Genomic DNA, 17,504 nt, shown 5'->3' on the forward strand with positions numbered 1-17,504 from the left:
AGGCGAAATGGCGGATCAAGCCTGTATCCGCAGGCATGGCAAAGGGTCGGCGGAATGCCGAATTCTGAAACAAGGGAAGTGTTCGGGATCAGGAGGCTAGTAGCGCCCCAGCACGGCCCCGAGCACCAGATCCGCTTGGCGCAGCGGCGGCGGCTCCTGGACCAGAGCGGAGAAGACGTCGTGATCCGCACGACGCAGCCGGCGCAGATAGCCATCCGCGAGCCGGGCGGACAGCAGCGCCGACACGGCGGCCCGCGGCACCGCGTGGCGCAGGCTTCGTGCCTCGGCCAGGTATCCGGCAGCCACTTCGGCCACCTGGGCCACCGCCCGGCGCAGCCCCTCATGCGGCTTCATCTCGAACAGCAGGCCGCGGTCGGCGCCCTCGGCAACCATGATCTCCTGCGGCAGGTAGAGGCGCTTCTGCCGGGCGTGGAACGGCATGGCGCGCATCAGGCCGACCAGAGCCCATGCGGTGCCGATCGCCGTCGCCGCCTGATGCGTCGCGTCGTCGCGAACGCCCAGCACCTCGAGATGCAGGCGCAGCAGCGGCCCGGCCGTATCCGCGGCGTAGCCCTCGAGATCGGCGAGGGTCGCCGGCGGCTCGTCGTCCAGATCGCGCTCACGGGCGTCGATGACGGTGTCGAAATGGCCCCGGCTCAGGTCATGGGCCCAGACAGCCGGGGCCAGGGCGTCGAGCACCTCGTGCCGGCGCGGCCGGCCGTCGTAGATCTCGCCGACCGCATCGCGCCACCATTGCAGCCGGATCTGACCGAGCAGCGGCTGGCTGACCACCTCGCGCGTCTTCGCCACCTCGATGTTGAAGGCATAGAGCGCGAACAGCGCCGCACGGCGCGACGCCGGGGCGAACAGGCAGGTCAGGTAGCGGTCATGGTCGAGGCGGCGAACCTGCTCGCCGTTCTGGCCCAATGGATCGGTGGTCGGCATGGCGGCCCCTATATGCCCGCTCACGGCACCGATCGCCACCGAAGCTTGCCAGCTTAGGCTCCAGGTTGAAGACTTGCCCGCCAAAGCATCGAGGGAGGCGACCGATGAAGGCGATCATCGTCGGTGGCGGCATCGGCGGGCTGACGACGGCGCTGATGCTGCAGGCGCGCGGGATCGGCTGCGCCGTGTTCGAGCAATCGGCCGAGCCGCGGGAGATCGGCGTCGGCATCAACACCTTGCCGAACGCGATCCAGGAGCTTGCCGGGCTCGGCCTGCTCGACCGGCTCGACGCCGTCGCCATCCGCACCCGGGAGTTGCTGTACTGCAACCGCTTCGGCCAGATCGTGTGGCGCGAGCCGCGCGGCCTGGACGCCGGTTTTCCAGTGCCGCAGTTCTCGATCCACCGCGGCCGGCTGCACGGCGTGCTGCACAAGGCGGCGCGCGAGCGGCTCGGCGGCGAGATCCACCACGGACGCCGCCTGGCCGGTTTCGAGCAGACCGGGACCGAGGTCGTCGCCCATTTCGTCGACCGCCACGGCGCGCCGGCCGGAACCGCGCGCGGCGACGTCCTGATCGGCGCGGACGGCATCCATTCGATCGTCCGGGACACGCTCTATCCCGACCAGGGTCCACCCTCCTGGAACGGCGTCATGATGTGGCGTGGCGCGATCGACTGGCCGGCCACTATGGACGGGCGGACCATGATCGTCGCCGGTGGCATGCAGGCGAAGGTCGTGCTGTACCCGATCGCGGCGGGAACCGCGCCGGACCGGCGCCTGACCAACTGGGTGGTGTGCGCCCGCATCGGCGACGGCAGCGCACCCCCGCCCCGGCGCGAGGACTGGTCGCGGCCCGGCCGGCTGGACGAGGTGCTGCCGCACGCCCGGCGCTTCGCGCTGCCGGAGGCCGACATCGCCGAGATCGTCCAGGCGACGCCGGAGTTCTGGGAGTATCCGATGTGTGACCGCGACCCGCTGCCGCGCTGGCGGCACGGCCGGGTGACGCTGCTGGGTGACGCGGCCCATCCGATGTACCCGGTGGGGTCGAACGGCGCATCGCAGGCGATCCTCGACGCCCGCGCCCTGGCCGATGCCCTGGCCGACACGGCGGATGCCGTGACGGCGCTGGAGCGCTACGAGGCCGACCGGCGGCCGAAGACCGCTGAGATCGTCCGGCTGAACCGCAGCGGCGGTCCGGAGGGGGTGATCGACGTGGTCGAGCAGCTGGCGCCGGACGGCTTCGAGGACATCGAGGCCGTGCTGTCGCATGAGGAGCGTCAGGCGATCGTCCGCGGCTATGCCACGGTCGCCGGCTTCACGCCGGCCCAGCTGCGCCGTCCGCGCTGACTAAGCGGGCGGCGGCAGGAAGTCGACGTCATGCTTGGCGGCGAGCGCCACCACCGCCTCCGGCGTCTGCTCCGGCAGGTCGTGGATGGCCTGGAACAGCTCGACCAGCCGGCCGGTCGGCGCCACCCAGAACAGCGACTTCGCGATCGCGCCGCTGTTGTTGAAGATGCCGTGCGGGATGCCCTTGGGCAGTCGGACAAGATCGCCGACCGTGGCCGACGCGTTCTTGCCGTCGAGCAGGAAGTCGAGCCTGCCTTCGAGGATGTAGAGGAACTCGTCCTGCAACGGGTGAATGTGCGGCGGCACGAAGGTGCCGATGCCCAAGGTGGCGTGCCAGGCGAAGCTGTCCTCGGAGATCTGCTTCGGCACATAGGTCTGGCCGAGGATCGACCAGGAGATGCCGTCGATCCCCTCCGCGGCCCCGGTGATACCGGCCGTCATCGCCTTCATCTCGCGCCTCCCCTGCTGCTTGTCTGCAGCTTAGAGACTAAAGCGTTCGCAGCGAACGGGCGACGTCAAACCGGGATCAGCGCCGCGGCGGCGCGGCGGCCTTCGGAGATCAGCACGTTGTAGGTGCGGCAGGCGGCGCCGGTGTCCATCGCGTCCATGCCGATGCCGGCCTCACGGATCTGCCGCCGCAGCGTCGAGGGCAGCAGCACCATGCGCGGGCCGCAGCCGATCAGCAGCACCTCGACCGGTGGGTCGATCCGCTTCACCGGGTCGAGATCGGCCAGGGCCAGATCCTCGATCCGGCCGATCGGCCAGGGCGCCTCGCCCTCCGGCCACACCAGCATCGGCCCCTGATGCAGCTCTCCGGCGATGCGGAAGCCGCCCGGCTGGTAGCCGTCGATCATCCGCCGCCCGGGCGGGATGACGGAGGAGATTTCCACGATCCCGCTCCGTCCCGCTCAGCTCACTTGCGCGCCAGGAAGCGGGCCAGCCCCTTGGGCTTCTCCGCCTCGGCCGGCGCGTTGGCGGCGGCCGGCGCCGCGGTCTCCTCGGCCTTGTCGCCGTTGCCCGACCCGCCGTTCTTGGCCGGCTCGGTGCGGGCCAGGACCGTGGTCACGGTGCTGCGGATCACCTTGACCCGGACGTTCTCGGCGATCTCCACCGTCAGCTCGTCGTCGGCCACCTTCTGCACGGTGCCGACGATGCCGCCGCCGGTGACGATTCGGTCGCCCCGGCGCAGCGCGCCCAGCATGTCGCGGTGTTCCTTCGCCCGCTTCTGCTGCGGCCGGATCAGCAGGAAGTAGAACACCACGAAGATGAGGATCAGCGGCGCGAATTGCACAAGCAGGCCGGCCCCACCGGCCGCGCCGGGATCGGCCGTCTGGGCATAGGCCTCGGAAATGAACATTCCACGCTCCACCTTTACAGTCGCGCGCGACTATAGCGGCCGGGGCTGCGGTTGCAACGGAATCCGGTCCGCCTCCGACGGCGCAAGGGAGGCTTGCGGCGCTTGATCTCGACAGGCGCGCGGCACGATCGTTAGCGTCGGCGGGCCGAAAGCGAAGGAGACCGTCCGGTGGCCGACCTGGATCCGACACATCTGCAACTGCTGACCCGCATCGCCGATGCGCTGGAGCGGCTGGCGCCCCCGCCGCCGGCGCCGACCGACCTGGCCAGCGCCGACGCCTTCACCTGGGACGCCGAGCACGGGCGGCTGCAGCCGGTCGCCACGGTCAGCAAGGTCGACCTCGGCCTGCTGCAGGGCATCCAGCTGCAGCGAGACCTGCTGCTGGAGAACACCCGCCGCTTCGCCCAGGGACTGCCGGCCAACAACGCGCTGCTGTGGGGCTCCCGCGGCATGGGCAAGAGCTCGCTGGTCAAGTCGGTGCATGCGGCGGTGAACGGCGAGGCCGGCGGCGTTCTGGCGCTGGTCGAGATCCATCGCGAGGACATCTCCTCCCTGCCCCGCCTCTTGCACCTGCTGCGCGCCTCGACCCGGCGCTTCATCCTGTTCTGCGACGACCTGTCCTTCGACGGCCAGGACGCCAGCTACAAGTCGCTGAAGGCGATCCTGGAGGGCGGTATCGAGGGCCGGCCGGAGAACGTGGTGTTCTACGCCACCTCGAACCGCCGCCACATCCTGGCGCGGGAGATGATCGAGAACGAGCGGTCGACCGCGATAATCGCCGGCGAGGCGGTGGAGGAGAAGGTGTCGCTGTCCGACCGCTTCGGGCTGTGGCTCGGCTTCCACGGCTGCAACCAGGACACCTATCTGGAGATGGTGGAAGGCTATGCCAAAGCCTTCGGCCTCGAGATCGCGCCCGAGACGCTGCGCGCCGAGGCGCTGGAATGGACCATCACCCGCGGCTCCCGCTCCGGCCGCGTCGCCTGGCAGTACATCCAGGACCTGGCCGGCCGCCTCGGCAAGCGGCTGGAGGCCGCGAAGTAGGAGGAAGGGGCGGCCCGCGCCGCCCCGCCCCCTGTCAGTTCAGGAACAGCCCGACACCCGGCGCCAGCGGCAGGCCGAGCTCGACCCACAGCACCAGGAAGGCGGACCAGGCGATCAGGAAGCCGATCGAGATCGGCAGCGTCATCGCCGCCAGCGTGCCGATGCCGGCATCCTTCTGATAGCGCTGCAGGAACGCCAGGCAGACGGCGAAATACGGGCTCATCGGCGAGATCACGTTGGTGACCGAGTCCGAGATGCGGAAGGCGGCCTGGACCAGCGCCGGCTCCAGCCCCACCAGCATCATCATCGGCACGAAGACCGGCGCCATCAGCGACCACTGCGCCGAGCCCGAGGTGATGAAGACGCTCATCACCATCGCCAGCAGGATGAAGGCCAGCACCAGCGGCGTGCCGCCCAGCCCGCCGGTGTCGAGCAGATGCGAGCCGTGGATCGCGATCCACTCGCCGAGATTGGTCCAGCGGAACCAGGCCAGGAACTGCGAGATGGCGAAGAACAGCACCAGGGTCGGCGCCAGCTCCTTCACTGCCTCGGCCATGTAGCCGGCGACGTCGCGGGCGCTTTTGACCTTGCCGACCGCAGAGCCGTAGACCCAGCCGAGCAGCAGGAAGAACACCGCCAGGATGGCGACGATGCCTTCGAGGAAGGGCGACGGCACCAGCCCGCCCTGCTCGCTGCGCAGCGGCGACCCGGCCGGCAGCACCGCGGCCAGCACCACGGCGAGGAAGGCCAGCGCCACCCAGCCGATGCGCTTCAGGGCCCGAGCCTCGGTGGCACCGATCGGCTCCAGCTTCAGCACCACGTCGCCGGTGTACTTGCCGGCCAGCGGCTCGACGATCCGTTCGATCACCAGCGTGCCGACCAGCGACAGCAGCACCGCCGAGCAGGCGATGAAGTAGTAGTTGTCGAGCGGCGAAACATAGGCGTTCGGGTCGATCGCGTGCGCGGCGCCGGTGGTGATGCCGGACAGGATGATGTCGACCGGGGTGATGAACAGGCTGGCGTCGTAGCCGGCGCCGACCGCGACATAGCCGGTGACGGCGCCGACCAGCGGGTTGCGCCCGACCGCCTGGAAGATCATGGCCGAGAGCGGGATCAGCACGATATAGGCGGCGTCCGAGGCCAGGTGACTGCACATGCCGACCAGGAAGATGACGAAGGTCGTCAGATGCCGCGGCGCCTTGATCACGCTGACCTGCATCAGGCTGGCGATCATCCCGACCTTATCGGCCACGCCGATCGCCAGCATGATCACCAGGATCACGCCGAGCGGCGGGAAGTTGACGTAGTTCTTGGCCAGCGAGCCCAGGGCGAAGACCAGCCCGTCGCCGGAGATCAGGCTCTGGACCAGGACCTCCTTGCCGGTCTTCGGGTTGATGCCGGAGGCGCCGCCCAGCGCCATCAGCCAGGACAGCACGGCGACGACGCCGCAGAGGATGAGGAACAGCAGGAACGGGTGCGGCAGACGGTTGCCGGCCCGCTCGATCAGGGCGAGGAAGCGCTGCATGGCGGAGCGGCTTTCGACGGTCGAGGTGACCATGGTCAACGGCCCCCCAGGCGGCGCTCGGCGATGGCCAGGAACATCCCGGCGGCGACCGGCAGGATCTCGTCCCGGTAGTCGTAGCGGGGGTGGTGCAGATAGGCGCTGTCCTCGCCGTTGCCGACGAAGAAGAAGCAGCCGGGCACCTTCTCCAGGTAGAAGGCGAAGTCCTCCGCCCCCATGGTCGGCAGCGAGTCCATCCGGCCCGAGCGCTCCGGGCCGACCAGGTCGAGCGCGGTCGCCAGCACGAAGTCGGTCTCGCCGGCGTCGTTCACCACCGAGGGGATGCGCATGGTCTGTTCGACCGCCGCGGTGGCGCCGTGCGCCTCGCAGATCTGGGCGATCACCCAGCGCAGCTCCTGGTCGATCCGCTCATACGCGGCCGGCGACCCGTCGCGGGTGTTGATCGACAGCGTCGCCGCCGTTGGGATGATGTTGTGGCTGTTGCCGCCATGGAACTGTGTGACGGTGACGACGCCCGATTCCAGCGGCGACAGGCGGCGCGACACCACGCTCTGCAGCCCCTGCACCACGGCGGTGCCGACGAAGATCGGGTCGATCGCCAGGTCCGGCCGCGAGGCGTGGCCGCCCTTGCCGGAGATGGTGACCTCGTAGAGCGAGCTGCCGCCCATGGTCGGGCCGGCCTTGGCGAAGACGCGGCCGAGCGGATATGCCGGGCGATTGTGGTAGCCGTAGACCCTCTCGACGCCGTCCAGCGCCCCGGCCTCGATCATCCGGGCGGCGCCGAGCCCGCCCTCCTCCGCCGGCTGGAACAGCAGCTTGATCCGACCGGACAGGCGGTCGGCGATGCCGGCCAGCCCGCGGGCGGCCAGCAGCAGCGAGGCGGTGTGCCCGTCATGGCCGCAGGCATGCATCCTGCCCGGGGTCTTCGAGGCATAGGGAAGGCCCGTGTCCTCGAGGATCGGAAGGGCATCCATGTCGGCACGGAAGGCGATGGTCGGTCCCGGCCGGCCGGTGTCGAGCAGGCCGACCACGCCGGTCTCGGCCAGGCCGGTCTCGACCGCGTAGCCGAGGCCGCGCAGGCGCGACGCCACCAGATCGGCGGTGCCGTGCTCCTCGTATTTCAGCTCGGGGTTCGCGTGCAGATGCCGGCGCGTCTCCACGGCTTCCGCGATCGCCTCGGGCGAAAAGCTCTCCATCGCCATCCCTGTCCAGGTTCTCGTTCGACATCCCCTGGTATGAAGGCGATCCGCATGCCACAAGCGCTATAATTCGCACAACGCGTTGCCGCTGCGGCAACGGACGAAAGAAACGTCATGCAGAGCACCGCGCTTCGCTACTTCCTGGAAGTCGCCCGCTCCGGCTCGATCGCGGATGCGTCGAAGCGGCTGAACGTCGCCGCCTCCGCCATCAGCCGGCAGATCGCGAAGCTGGAGCGCGAGCTGGGGGCCGAGCTGTTCGAGCGCCGGCCCCGCGGCATGGTGCCGAGCGCGGCCGGGGAGATCCTGGCCGCGCACGCCCGGCGGGCGATGCTGGACGGCGAACGCGCCGCGGCCGAGATCCGCGAGCTGCAGGGCCCTCACCGCGGCCATGTCCGGCTGGCCAGCTTCGAGGGCTTCGCCCTCGACATCCTGCCGGCGGCGGTGGCCGCGTTCCGCCGCGACCATCCGGGCGTGACCTTCCACCTCTGGGTCGGCACCTCGGTGCAGATCGCCGAGCGGGTGCGGGACGGCGAGACCGACATCGGCATCTCCTTCAACCTGGCGCCCCCGCGCGGCACGACGGTGGAGCGGATGATCCGCCGGCCGATGCACGCGCTGATGCCGCGCACCCACCCGCTGGCGGAACGGCCGTCGATCGCCATGGCCGAGACCCTGCCCTACCCCGTCGCCCTGCCGGACCCGGACCGGACCCAGCGGCAGCTGATCGACGCCTGCTGCAACCTGCAGGGGCTGGCGCTGGAGCCGGTGCTCTCGACCAACTCCATGGCCGCGCTGCGCCGGTTCGCCGACATCGAGGGCTGCATCCACTTCACCAGCGCGATCCGCGACCCCGGCCGGGTGGCGATGGGCGACTTCGTCGCCGTGCCGGTCGCCGACGAGGGCATGACCGACAGCACGCTGCACATCCTGACCATGGCCGGCCGCACTCTGCCGGCCGCGGTGCGCGCCTTCCTCGACGCCCTGCTGGCCGAGCTGGCGCCGGTGGAACGGCCCTAGCTCACTGCAGATACTGCTTCGGGTCGACCGGCTGGCTGTTCTTGCGCACCTCGAAGTGGAGCTGCGGCTGGTCGACGGCGCCGGTCTGGCCGACCGTGCCGATGGTCTGGCCGGCGGTGACCTGGTCGCCCTTCTTCACCGACAGCGACGCCGCATGGGCATAGGCGGTGACCAGCCCGTCACCGTGCTGGATCAGCACCAGGTTGCCGTAGCCGCGCAGCTCGTTGCCGGCATAGGCGACGACGCCGGAGCCCGCCGCCTTGATCGGCGTGCCGGCCGGGGCGGAGATGTTGATGCCCTGGTTCGGCTTGCCGCCGAGCGGCGCGTTGTAGCCGGCGATCACCGAGCCGGACACCGGCCAGGCGAAGCGGCCGGAGCCGCGGGCAGCGGCCTGTGGCGCCGCGGCCGGCGGCGGCTGCGTGCTGGCGACCGGCGGCACCGGGGCGGCGGGCGCCGCGGGCTTCGGCACGATCGAGGTCGGAGCGGACGGCGTCGGCGCCGTGGGCGTCGGGGCGGCCGCGGTGCCGGCGGGCGGGACCGCGGCCGGAGGCACGGTGCCCGGCGGCACCGGCGCGGCGGCGCCGCCCGGCGGCGGCAGGCGCTGCACCGACAGGCCGCTGCCGGTCGAGGGCACGGTGTTGAGCGGCGCGCCCGCGGCGGCGCCCGCCGCCGGAGCCGCGGCGACGGCCCCGGTCGTGGGCAGCGTCACGGTCGGCGCCGGGCCGGGCGCCGATCCCGGCGCGCCGGGCAGGCGCAGGGTCTGGCCCGGCTGCAGCGCATAGGGCGGCTGCAGGCCGTTCAGCGCGATCAGCGCCGGCATCGAGACGTCGTAGCGGCGGACGATGGAGAGCACGTCGTCGCCCGGCTGGACCTGGGCGGTCGCCGGCCGCTGCGCCAGCTGGTCCGCGCCGGGCGGGGTGTTGCAGGCCGCGAGACCCGCGGCGGCGAGGGTCGTCAGTAGGATGGACCGGAGCCGCCATCCTCCCCGTCGGGAAGATCCGGCAGCAACGGCACGAAGCGAACTGGCCACAGATCCTCCCGCTCCAATCCGGTTTCAGTGCGCGTGAAGCGGACCACGCGCTGGTTCCGCTTCTCGTCCCCCATGGGAATCACGATTATACCACCGATCGCGAGCTGGTCGGCCAGCGCCGGGGGCGGCAGGTCGCCGCGATGCGCAGCGGTGACGATGATGCGCTCGAACGGCGCCTGCTCCGGCCAGCCCTTCATGCCGTCGCCCCAGCGCGCGGTGATGTTGCTGATGCGCAACCCCTCGATCCGCCCCAGCGCCAGGTCGAGCAGCGGCTTGTGCCGCTCGACGGTGTAGAGCCGGCGGCAGATCTTCGCCAGCACGGCCGCCTGGTAGCCGGAACCGGTGCCGATCTCCAGCACCTTGTGGCGGTCGCCGACCTCCAGCGCCTGGGTCATCAGCCCGACCACCAGCGGCTGGCTGATGGTCTGGCCATGGCCGATCGGCAGCGCGATGTCCTCATAGGCCTGGTCGAGGAAGGCGTCGGGCACGAAGGCCTCGCGCGGCACCCGCTCGATCGCGCCGAGCACGCGATGGTCGGTGATCCCCGAGCGCCGGAGATGCATCAGCAGCCGGATCAGCCGCGGCTCGGCGATCATGGGCGGGGTCCGGTCGAGGAGGACCGCCTCTCTTCCGTATCCAAAGCCGGCTCGGGCGGAGGAAACCCCCTCCCCCTTCCCCCCTCCCGCAAGGGGAGGGGGGACTGGTTCCGCCATTCACCCGAGCAAAGCCCAACCATGCGACGGCAGCCTCACCCCACGAAGGTCCGCCGCAGGGACTGGATCGCGGCGGCGTGGTTCAGGTCGAGATGCAGCGGCGTCACCGTGATCCGGCCGTCGCGCAGGGCCGACACGTCGGTCTCCTCGCCCTGCAGCGCCTCCTCCGTCCGGCTGGTGCCGATCCAGAAATAGGTGCGGCCGCGCGGATCGAGCCGCTCCTCCAGCACGTCGCCGATCTTGCGCAGGCCGTGCGGCACCACGGCGATGCCCGTCACCGCGTCCGGGTCGACCGCCGGGAAGTTGACGTTGACCAGCACCTGCTCCGGCCAGTCGGTGGCGATCGCCTTGCGCGCCACCTCGGCGCCCCAGCGCGCCGCCGTCTCCCAGTCCGGCCGCCTTCCGTCGGCGAATTGCTGGCTGAAGGCGATGGCGCGGATGCCGAGCAGCGTCGCCTCCATCGCCGCGGCGATGGTGCCGGAATAGGTCACGTCCTCGGCGATGTTGCGGCCGTGGTTGACGCCGGACAGGACCAGGTCCGGCCGCCGGTCCTTCATCACGTGGTTGACCGCCAGCAGCACGCAGTCGGTCGGCGTGCCGTCGACGGCGAAGCGCTTCTCCTCGATCTTCCGGAGGCGCAGCGGCCGGTGGATGGTCAGGGAATGGCTGGCGGCCGACTGCTCGGTCTCGGGCGCGCAGACCCAGACGTCGTCGGAGAGCTCGCGGGCGATGCGCTCGAGCACCGAGAAGCCGGTGGAGTTGATGCCGTCGTCATTGGCCAGGAGGATGCGCATCGTCAGCCCTTCGCTTCCAGGATCTCGAGTCCGCCCATATAGGGCCGCAGCGCCTCCGGCACCTCGATCGAGCCGTCCTGACGCTGATAGGTCTCCAACACCGCGATCAGGGCGCGGCCGACGGCGACGCCGGAGCCGTTCAGCGTGTGCAGGAAGCGCGTGCCCTTCTCGCCCGCCGGGCGGAACCGGCCCTGCATCCGCCGGGCCTGGAAGTCGCCGCAGTTGGAGCAGGAGGAGATCTCACGATACCGCCCCTGCCCCGGCAGCCAGACCTCGATGTCGTAGGTCTTGCGGGCGGAGAAGCCCATGTCGCCGGTGCACAGCGCCATGGTGCGGAAGGCGAGGCCGAGCCGCTTCAGCACGGTCTCGGCGCATTCCGTCATCCGCTCATGCTCGGCGGCCGACTGCTCCGGCGTGGTGATGCTGACCAGCTCGACCTTGCTGAACTGGTGCTGGCGGATCATGCCGCGGGTGTCGCGCCCGGCGGCCCCGGCCTCGGAGCGGAAGCACGGCGTCAGCGCGGTGAGGCGCAGCGGCAGGGCCTCCTGCTCGAGGATGTCGCCGGCGACCAGGTTGGTCAGCGGCACCTCGGCGGTCGGGATCAGCCAGTGGCCGGTGTTGGTGCGGAACTGGTCCTCGGCGAATTTCGGCAGCTGCCCGGTGCCGAACAGGGCCTCGTCGCGCACCAGCACGGGCGGCGCGATCTCGGTGTAGCCGTGCTCGGTCGTGTGCAGGTCGATCATGAACTGGCCGATGGCGCGCTCCAGCCGCGCCAGCGCGCCGCGCAGGACGACGAAGCGCGAGCCGGACAGCTTGGAGGCCGCGGCGAAGTCCATCAGGCCGAGGCCTTCGCCCAGGTCGACATGGTCGCGCGCCGCGTTCAGCCGGCGCGGCTCGCCCACCCGGCGCAGCTCGACATTGGCGCTCTCGTCCGGCCCGTCGGGCACGTCCTCGTCCGGCAGGTTCGGCAGCTCGGCCAGCCGCGCTGCCAGCGCCGCCTCGGCGCCGCGGTCGGCCTGCTCCAGCTCGCCTATCTTCGCCTTGATCGACGCGACCTCGTCCATCAGCGCCTGGGCGTCGCCGCCCTTGGACTTGACGGCGCCGATCTCCTTGGAGGCGGCGTTGCGGCGGGTCTGCAGCCCCTGCAGCTCGGTGGTGATCTGGCGCCGGCGCTCGTCGAGCGACAGCAGCTCGGCGGCGAGAGGCGACAGACCCCGCCGAGCCATCCCCTTGTCGAAGGCCTCGGGATGCTCTCGGATGAAACGGATGTCGTGCATCGCGCGCTCGATCTGTCGGGTCGGGGAATCGTGCGCTGGTTATAGGAGGTGGGCCGGCCGGACGCAAACGGCCCGGGGGCTTCGGATGGGTGCCTTGCCTCTCTCGCGAGGCCGAACGCTCATCCTCCCCCTCCCGCCTGATCCGGCCTCCAGCAGGCCGTTCGCGCGCGGACGCGCGCAGCCCCCTCCCCCTTCCCGCAAGGGGAGGGGGAGTGAGGAAGGCATGGCGGCTTCGTAGGTTGGGTTCGGGGCACGCGAACCCAATGGGCATAGGCGCGGCGGTGAGATGTTGGGTTCGCCCGACGGCGAACCCAACCTACGCGGTCGCGCGCCGCATCAAGACTCAGCTGCTGTCCGGCTTCGGGGGGCTGGACGGAGGGTGACCCTCTTCGAGCACGTCCGATTGTGGAGGCCAGTCGTGCCGGGCCTCGGCAGCCACGGCGACGGCAGCCGTGCCCTCACCGGCCGAGCCGGTAGTGTCGTTGGCCCCGAGGACATCGTCCCAGCCCGGCGGCAGCCGGCTCGGGTCCAGCCGGCGGCCGAGCCAGCGGCAGACCTCCCGCACGAACTCCCCCGCCGACAGGGTGTCGAGCTGCACGTCCAGCACCTCGTCCTCGGTCAGCTTCTCCCACACCTGCTCCCGCAGCCGTTCGGTCTCCTGGGGATCGACGGCCTCGCCGGCCGCGGCGAGGTCCGCGGCCTCGGCCGCCGTGACCGCCTCGACCACCGCCTGAGCAGCTTGCTCCCGCCGCCGGCGGCGGCGCTCCAGCGCCCCCGACTCCTCGCCCTCGGCCCGGCGGTGCAGGTAGTCGCCGCGGATCCGCTCGGCCATCGCGATCGACAGCCGGATCGAGCGCGACAGGCGCGACTGCATCAGCGGGAAATCGGGCGGCTCCTGCGGCTCCGCCGGGGTTGCCTGCTGCTGCCGCTCGGTCAGCCGCTTGCTGCGGATGTCGATCTCGACCACCTCGCGCAGCTTGTCCAGCGCCCATCCCGTCCAGTTCAGGTCGGGATCGGTCGGCCGGGCCTCGCCCGCCTCGCCATCGGTCTGCGCCATGTCTATGGAACATATCATGAACAAAATCGGCCATTAATGCAACTGCGGCTTTGCAGCCCCGCGGCCATTCGCGGCTGGCGGCGGAACGCGGCGGCGGCTAGACGTTGCAGTCCTCTCCGACCGCCCCCCGACCTTCCAGCGCAAGGACGAGCATGCAGGTGTTCCCGACCGCCCTGGTGGTGGCCCGCGACCTGAAGCGGCTGCAGCAGATCGTCACCGTGCTGCTGCGCTTCGGCTTCGGCGACCTGGTGCGCCGGCTGGGGCTGCACCGCCTGCTGAAGCAGGCCGGCCTGGCCCCGGGCGACACCGGGCCGGCCGCACCGGGCCAGGACACGCCCGCCCGGCTGCGGCTGGCGATCGAGGCGCTGGGGCCGGCCTTCGTCAAGCTGGGCCAGATCCTGGCGACGCGCAGCGACCTGCTGCCGCCGGAATGGATCGCCGAGCTGGAGAAGCTGCACGATCGGGTTCCGCCCCTGCCCTACGAAGCGCTGGCGCCGCTGGCCGAGGCGGCGCTGGGCAGCCCGCCCGACGCGGTCTTCGCCCGCTTCGACCGGGAGCCGCTGGCCTCGGCCTCGATCGCCCAGGTGCACCGCGCCGCGCTGGCCGACGGCACCGAGGTGGTGGTGAAGATCCGCCGGCCCGGGCTGCGGCCGCTGGTCGAGGCCGACCTGCGCCTGCTGGCCCATGCCGCCAAGCTGGCCGAGGAGGAGCTGCCGGAGCTGCGGCGCTATCACCCCGAGGCGATCACCAGGCACCTGGCGGCCGCGATCGGCGAGGAGCTGGACCTGGCCAATGAAGGCCGCAACGCCGAGCTGATCGCGGCCCAGTTCGAGGACCAGCCGGAGATCGTGGTCCCGCGCATCCATTGGGCCTGGAGCAGCGAGGAGATCCTGGTGCAGGACTTCGTCGCCGGCGTCCGGCCGAGCGACGAGGCGGCGCTGGACGCGGCCGGACTGGACCGGCGCCGCCTGGCGGCGCGCAGCGCCGGCGCCTTCCTGCAGATGATGCTGATCGACGGCGTGTTCCACGCCGACCCGCATCCCGGCAACATGCTGTGCCTGCCGGGCGACCGCATCGCCTATCTCGATTTCGGCACCATCGGCCGGCTGTCGGCGCGGCGGCGCGACCAGCTGGTGACGCTGATGGCCGCGATCACCGGCGGCAGCGCCGCCGGGGTGCGCGAGGTGCTGCTGGACTGGGCCGGCCAGCCGGACATCGACGCACGGCCGCTGGAGGAAGCCGCCGAGGCCTTCCTGGCGCGCCACACCCGCGGTGCGCTGGGCCGGCTGAAGCTGGGCCAGGCCCTGGCCGAGTTCGTCGCCCTGATGCGCGACCACGACTTGGCCCTGCCGCCCGACCTGGCGCTGGTGCTGCGGGCGCTGATGACCTCCGAGGGCGTGGTGCGGCGCCTGGACCCGGAGCTGGATGTGGTGCGCGAGGTCGAGCCGGTGGTGCGCCGCGCCCTGGCCGCGCGCTACGCCCCCGAGGCGCTGCGGCAGCGCGCCGGGTCGGCGCTCCTGGAATTCCAGGCCCTGGCCGGCGATGCGCCGGGCATCCTGCGCCGGGTGCTGCGGCGGATGGAGAAGGGCCGGGTGCGGCTGGAGGTCGAGATCGGCCGGATGGACCGCTTCGGCCGCTCGATCGAGCGCGGCGCCGCGCGCATCGCCGTCGCCATCGTCACCGCCGCCTTCGTGGTCGGTCTGGCGCCGATCCTGGCCGAGACCGGGCCGCGCCTGTTCGGCATCCCCGGCTTCGCCCTGCTGGGCTGCCTGGCCGCCGCGGCCGGCATCGCTTGGCTGCTGCTGCCGGGGCGGAGACGGGATTAGGATGGGCCGCGGCCGGATCGCGCTCAAGCGCCCTTCCCCGACGGCCGGCTGTCACAAATCTACAACTTCCGCGGTATCCCGATCGGCTCCGCGCTCACCCTCCGATGAAGCTCCGTCATGAGGACGTCATCGGACGCGGCTGAACGGCGCAATTGTTGGATGATGGTTCCTGGCGCGTAGGATCAAGCCAGATCACGGCTACTGGATGGCCACCATGAGCGAATCCTCCAAACCCGACGACACAGACGGCCCGACACAGGATCGGCGCGAGTTCCTGTCCAAATGCGGCCGTTTCGCGGTGATCACGCCGCCCGCCGTCACGATGCTGCTGTCGACCAGCCTGACGTCCGAAGCCATCGCGAAATCCGGGGGCAAGGGCCGACGGAGCACCGGTTTTGCCGAGTGGCGCCCGTCCAGGAAATAAGGGCGGGACCAGCCTGGAGTCAGGCGAAGGGTGCATAAGGGGTAGGATCGCCCGACTTCGGCACACGCCGATCCCGGCAATCCTGCTGAAACATGACGGACCGCAGCCTGGGGCCGGCTCGAGAGCCGGCCCTTCTTTTTTGACCGCGGGCCGGACGCATGTCGTGCGGTGGATCACGGTGGACGCCACGGACCACCGGCAGCTGCGCTCGAGGCATGACCGCTCCCATTGCGGTAGACTGGATTCGCGTGCTGCGAACCTGATCTGCGGACTTTGGCAATGTTCAGCTCTGTCGGAAGAACCGGCGAGGCGTTCGACGACGCGGATGTCGCCGCGTGCTATGCCTGCCGGCCGCCCTACCCGCCCGAGCTGTATCGCAGGCTGCTGGAACTGGCATCGGGACGGGGCCGGCTGCTCGACCTCGGCTGCGGCCCCGGCAAGCTGGCCATCGGCCTGGCCTCCCATTTCGAGCGGGTCATCGCCGTCGACCCGTCCGAGCCGATGCTGCGCGTCGCGCGCAAGCTGGGAGCGGGGCACGAGAATATCGAGTGGGTGCGGGCCCGGGCGGAGGAGACCACGCTGGACGGCCCGTTCGACCTCGCCGTCATCGGGGCGGCCATCCACTGGATGCGCCCCGAGATCGTGATGCCGAAGCTGAAGCATGCCCTGCGGCCCGGCGCGCCCCTGGCGCTGGTGAACGGCGACGAGCCTTCCGATGCGGCATGGATCGATGCCTATCGCGCCCACCTGATCCGCTGGGTCGAACGGGGTGGCGGGACATGGCGCGATCCCGTCAGGACGGCGCCGGCCCATCTCGATTGGATCGACGTCCAGTCCCGGGAGAGCTTCTCCAGCGAGGTCGATCAGACCGTCGACGGCCTGATCGAGACCGAGCACTCGCGCGCGACATGGAGCAGAGCCGCCATGGGAACCGAGGCCGCGAGCGCGTTCGACGGCGAGCTGCGGGGAATCCTGCAGCCGCATGCGGTCGCCGGCCGGATCCGCTATCGCGTCGACGCCGCCCTGGTCGTCTGCCTCCCCCGGTCGGAGCCGAGGGACCCACAGGCCTAGATTCCCGGCCGGCCGCGATTGCGCTATGATCCGAGTCAGGCACGGCCCGCGCCTCCCCCCTCCGCCTGGGAAAGTATACCGCATACGGGGCGACCTGATCATCGAACCGACTGTTCGGGCACCAAGCATAAGGAGGGGTTGCGAAGACGGCTCGCAATAGGAGGTTGCCGATGACTCTGTCCGCGCCGATCTTCCGTCTGAAGCGCAAGGCCAGGCTCCTGTCCCGCGCGGAGGACATCCCGCTGCACGAGGCGCTGAACCGCATCGCCGTCCAGGAAGGCTACAAGGATTGGAGCCTGCTGGCGGCGAAGCAGGCCGCGCCTTCGCCCGCCGCCAGGCTGTTCGCCCGGCTGAAACCCGGCGACCTGGTGCTGCTGGGCGCACGCCCTGGGCAGGGCAAAACCATGATGGGCCTCAAGCTCGCCGTCGAGGCCATGAAGTTCGGCCGTTGGGCCGTGTTCTTCTCGCTGGAATGGACGGAGCGGGACATCCTGGACCGCTTCCGCAAGATCGGGGTCGACTACGCGGAGTTCGAGGGGCTGTTCGGATTCGACTGCTCCGACGCCATCAGCGCCGACCACATCATCGAAGCCCTGGCAGCGGCGCCGCGCGGCACGCTGGTGGTGGTCGACTATCTGCAGCTGCTCGACCAGAAGCGCGAAAAGCCCGAGCTGGCTGTGCAGGTCCGGGCGCTGAAGTCATTCGCGCGGGAGAGAGGGCTGATCATCGTCTTCATCTCCCAGATCGACCGGTCCTACGACCCGGTGCAGAAGCCGTTTCCCGATCTCCGGGATGTCCGGCTGCCGAACCCGCTGGACCTGCAGCTGTTCAGCAAGACCTGCTTCATGAACCAGGGTGAGGTCCAGCTCCGGGCTGCAGGATAGA

18 protein-coding genes are annotated in these 17,504 nt (G+C 70.8%); 7 read left to right on the plus strand and 11 right to left on the minus strand.

Translation table 11 applies throughout. The annotated features are described in order from the left end of the window. Positions 1–96: 96 nt before the first annotated feature. The gene (locus G537_RS0103035) at positions 97–945 is read right to left on the minus strand and encodes a phytoene/squalene synthase family protein (protein ID WP_026868847.1); all 849 of its coding nucleotides are present in this window, start codon (positions 943–945) and stop codon (positions 97–99) included. 104 nt (positions 946–1,049) lie between these two features. Between G537_RS0103035 and G537_RS0103040 the strand changes: the two genes are divergently transcribed. Beyond that, positions 1,050–2,291, plus strand: coding sequence for a flavin-dependent oxidoreductase (locus G537_RS0103040; RefSeq protein WP_026868848.1), 1,242 nt, complete (start codon positions 1,050–1,052; stop codon positions 2,289–2,291). Here the strand turns inward: G537_RS0103040 and G537_RS0103045 are convergent, their stop codons facing one another. The 3 genes from G537_RS0103045 to yajC form a co-directional block, all read right to left on the minus strand. Next, the gene (locus tag G537_RS0103045) at positions 2,292–2,741 is read right to left on the minus strand and encodes a cupin domain-containing protein (RefSeq protein ID WP_026868849.1); all 450 of its coding nucleotides are present in this window, start codon (positions 2,739–2,741) and stop codon (positions 2,292–2,294) included. A 65-nt stretch (positions 2,742–2,806) separates the two neighbouring features. Beyond that, positions 2,807–3,181: an Mth938-like domain-containing protein gene (locus G537_RS0103050; RefSeq protein WP_026868850.1), complete on the minus strand. Its 375-nt coding sequence runs from the start codon at positions 3,179–3,181 to the stop codon at positions 2,807–2,809. 23 nt (positions 3,182–3,204) lie between these two features. Beyond that, positions 3,205–3,648: a preprotein translocase subunit YajC gene (gene yajC / locus G537_RS36160; protein ID WP_051247741.1), complete on the minus strand. Its 444-nt coding sequence runs from the start codon at positions 3,646–3,648 to the stop codon at positions 3,205–3,207. A gap of 168 nt (positions 3,649–3,816) precedes the next feature. Between yajC and G537_RS0103060 the strand changes: the two genes are divergently transcribed. Beyond that, on the plus strand, positions 3,817–4,689 hold the full coding sequence (locus G537_RS0103060) for an ATP-binding protein (protein ID WP_026868851.1): 873 nt from the start codon (positions 3,817–3,819) through the stop codon (positions 4,687–4,689). A gap of 34 nt (positions 4,690–4,723) precedes the next feature. On the opposite strand, the gene G537_RS0103065 is transcribed toward G537_RS0103060, so the two are convergent. Further along, positions 4,724–6,247, minus strand: coding sequence for an AbgT family transporter (locus tag G537_RS0103065; protein WP_211230266.1), 1,524 nt, complete (start codon positions 6,245–6,247; stop codon positions 4,724–4,726). A 2-nt stretch (positions 6,248–6,249) separates the two neighbouring features. Then, the gene (locus G537_RS0103070; protein ID WP_026868853.1) at positions 6,250–7,407 is read right to left on the minus strand and encodes a M20 metallopeptidase family protein; all 1,158 of its coding nucleotides are present in this window, start codon (positions 7,405–7,407) and stop codon (positions 6,250–6,252) included. 117 nt (positions 7,408–7,524) lie between these two features. On the opposite strand from G537_RS0103070, the gene G537_RS0103075 reads away from it, so the two are divergent. After that, a complete protein-coding gene (locus G537_RS0103075) occupies positions 7,525–8,427 on the plus strand; it encodes a LysR family transcriptional regulator (protein ID WP_026868854.1) in 903 nt (300 codons plus the stop codon). A gap of 1 nt (position 8,428) precedes the next feature. On the opposite strand, the gene G537_RS36165 is transcribed toward G537_RS0103075, so the two are convergent. The 5 genes from G537_RS36165 to G537_RS0103100 form a co-directional block, all read right to left on the minus strand. Continuing rightward, positions 8,429–9,280, minus strand: a complete 852-nt coding sequence (locus G537_RS36165; protein WP_051247743.1) for a peptidoglycan DD-metalloendopeptidase family protein — start codon at positions 9,278–9,280, stop codon at positions 8,429–8,431. Positions 9,281–9,381: 101 nt separating this feature from the next. Next, entirely contained in the window at positions 9,382–10,053 is a 672-nt protein-coding gene (locus tag G537_RS0103085) for a protein-L-isoaspartate(D-aspartate) O-methyltransferase (RefSeq protein ID WP_026868855.1), read from the minus strand. A 152-nt stretch (positions 10,054–10,205) separates the two neighbouring features. Beyond that, on the minus strand, positions 10,206–10,964 hold the full coding sequence (gene surE, locus G537_RS0103090; protein WP_026868856.1) for a 5'/3'-nucleotidase SurE: 759 nt from the start codon (positions 10,962–10,964) through the stop codon (positions 10,206–10,208). A 2-nt stretch (positions 10,965–10,966) separates the two neighbouring features. After that, entirely contained in the window at positions 10,967–12,241 is a 1,275-nt protein-coding gene (serS, locus tag G537_RS0103095; protein ID WP_026868857.1) for a serine--tRNA ligase, read from the minus strand. Positions 12,242–12,584: 343 nt separating this feature from the next. Next, the gene (locus tag G537_RS0103100; RefSeq protein ID WP_155888476.1) at positions 12,585–13,316 is read right to left on the minus strand and encodes a hypothetical protein; all 732 of its coding nucleotides are present in this window, start codon (positions 13,314–13,316) and stop codon (positions 12,585–12,587) included. Positions 13,317–13,450: 134 nt separating this feature from the next. Here G537_RS0103100 and G537_RS0103105 point away from each other — a divergent pair, with 134 nt between their 5' ends. The 4 genes from G537_RS0103105 to G537_RS0103120 all read left to right on the plus strand — a co-directional run bounded on the left by G537_RS0103105 (position 13,451) and on the right by G537_RS0103120 (position 17,503). Next, a complete protein-coding gene (locus tag G537_RS0103105; protein WP_026868859.1) occupies positions 13,451–15,124 on the plus strand; it encodes an ABC1 kinase family protein in 1,674 nt (557 codons plus the stop codon). A gap of 214 nt (positions 15,125–15,338) precedes the next feature. Beyond that, the gene (locus tag G537_RS36170; protein WP_064742071.1) at positions 15,339–15,548 is read left to right on the plus strand and encodes a hypothetical protein; all 210 of its coding nucleotides are present in this window, start codon (positions 15,339–15,341) and stop codon (positions 15,546–15,548) included. Between the two features lie 279 nt (positions 15,549–15,827). Next, positions 15,828–16,619, plus strand: coding sequence for a class I SAM-dependent methyltransferase (locus G537_RS36175; RefSeq protein ID WP_034850375.1), 792 nt, complete (start codon positions 15,828–15,830; stop codon positions 16,617–16,619). 170 nt (positions 16,620–16,789) lie between these two features. Beyond that, positions 16,790–17,503: a DNA helicase gene (locus G537_RS0103120; protein WP_026868860.1), complete on the plus strand. Its 714-nt coding sequence runs from the start codon at positions 16,790–16,792 to the stop codon at positions 17,501–17,503. Position 17,504 lies beyond the last annotated feature (1 nt).

The sequence above is a fragment of the Inquilinus limosus DSM 16000 genome, assembly GCF_000423185.1.
Lineage (GTDB): Bacteria > Pseudomonadota > Alphaproteobacteria > DSM-16000 > Inquilinaceae > Inquilinus > Inquilinus limosus.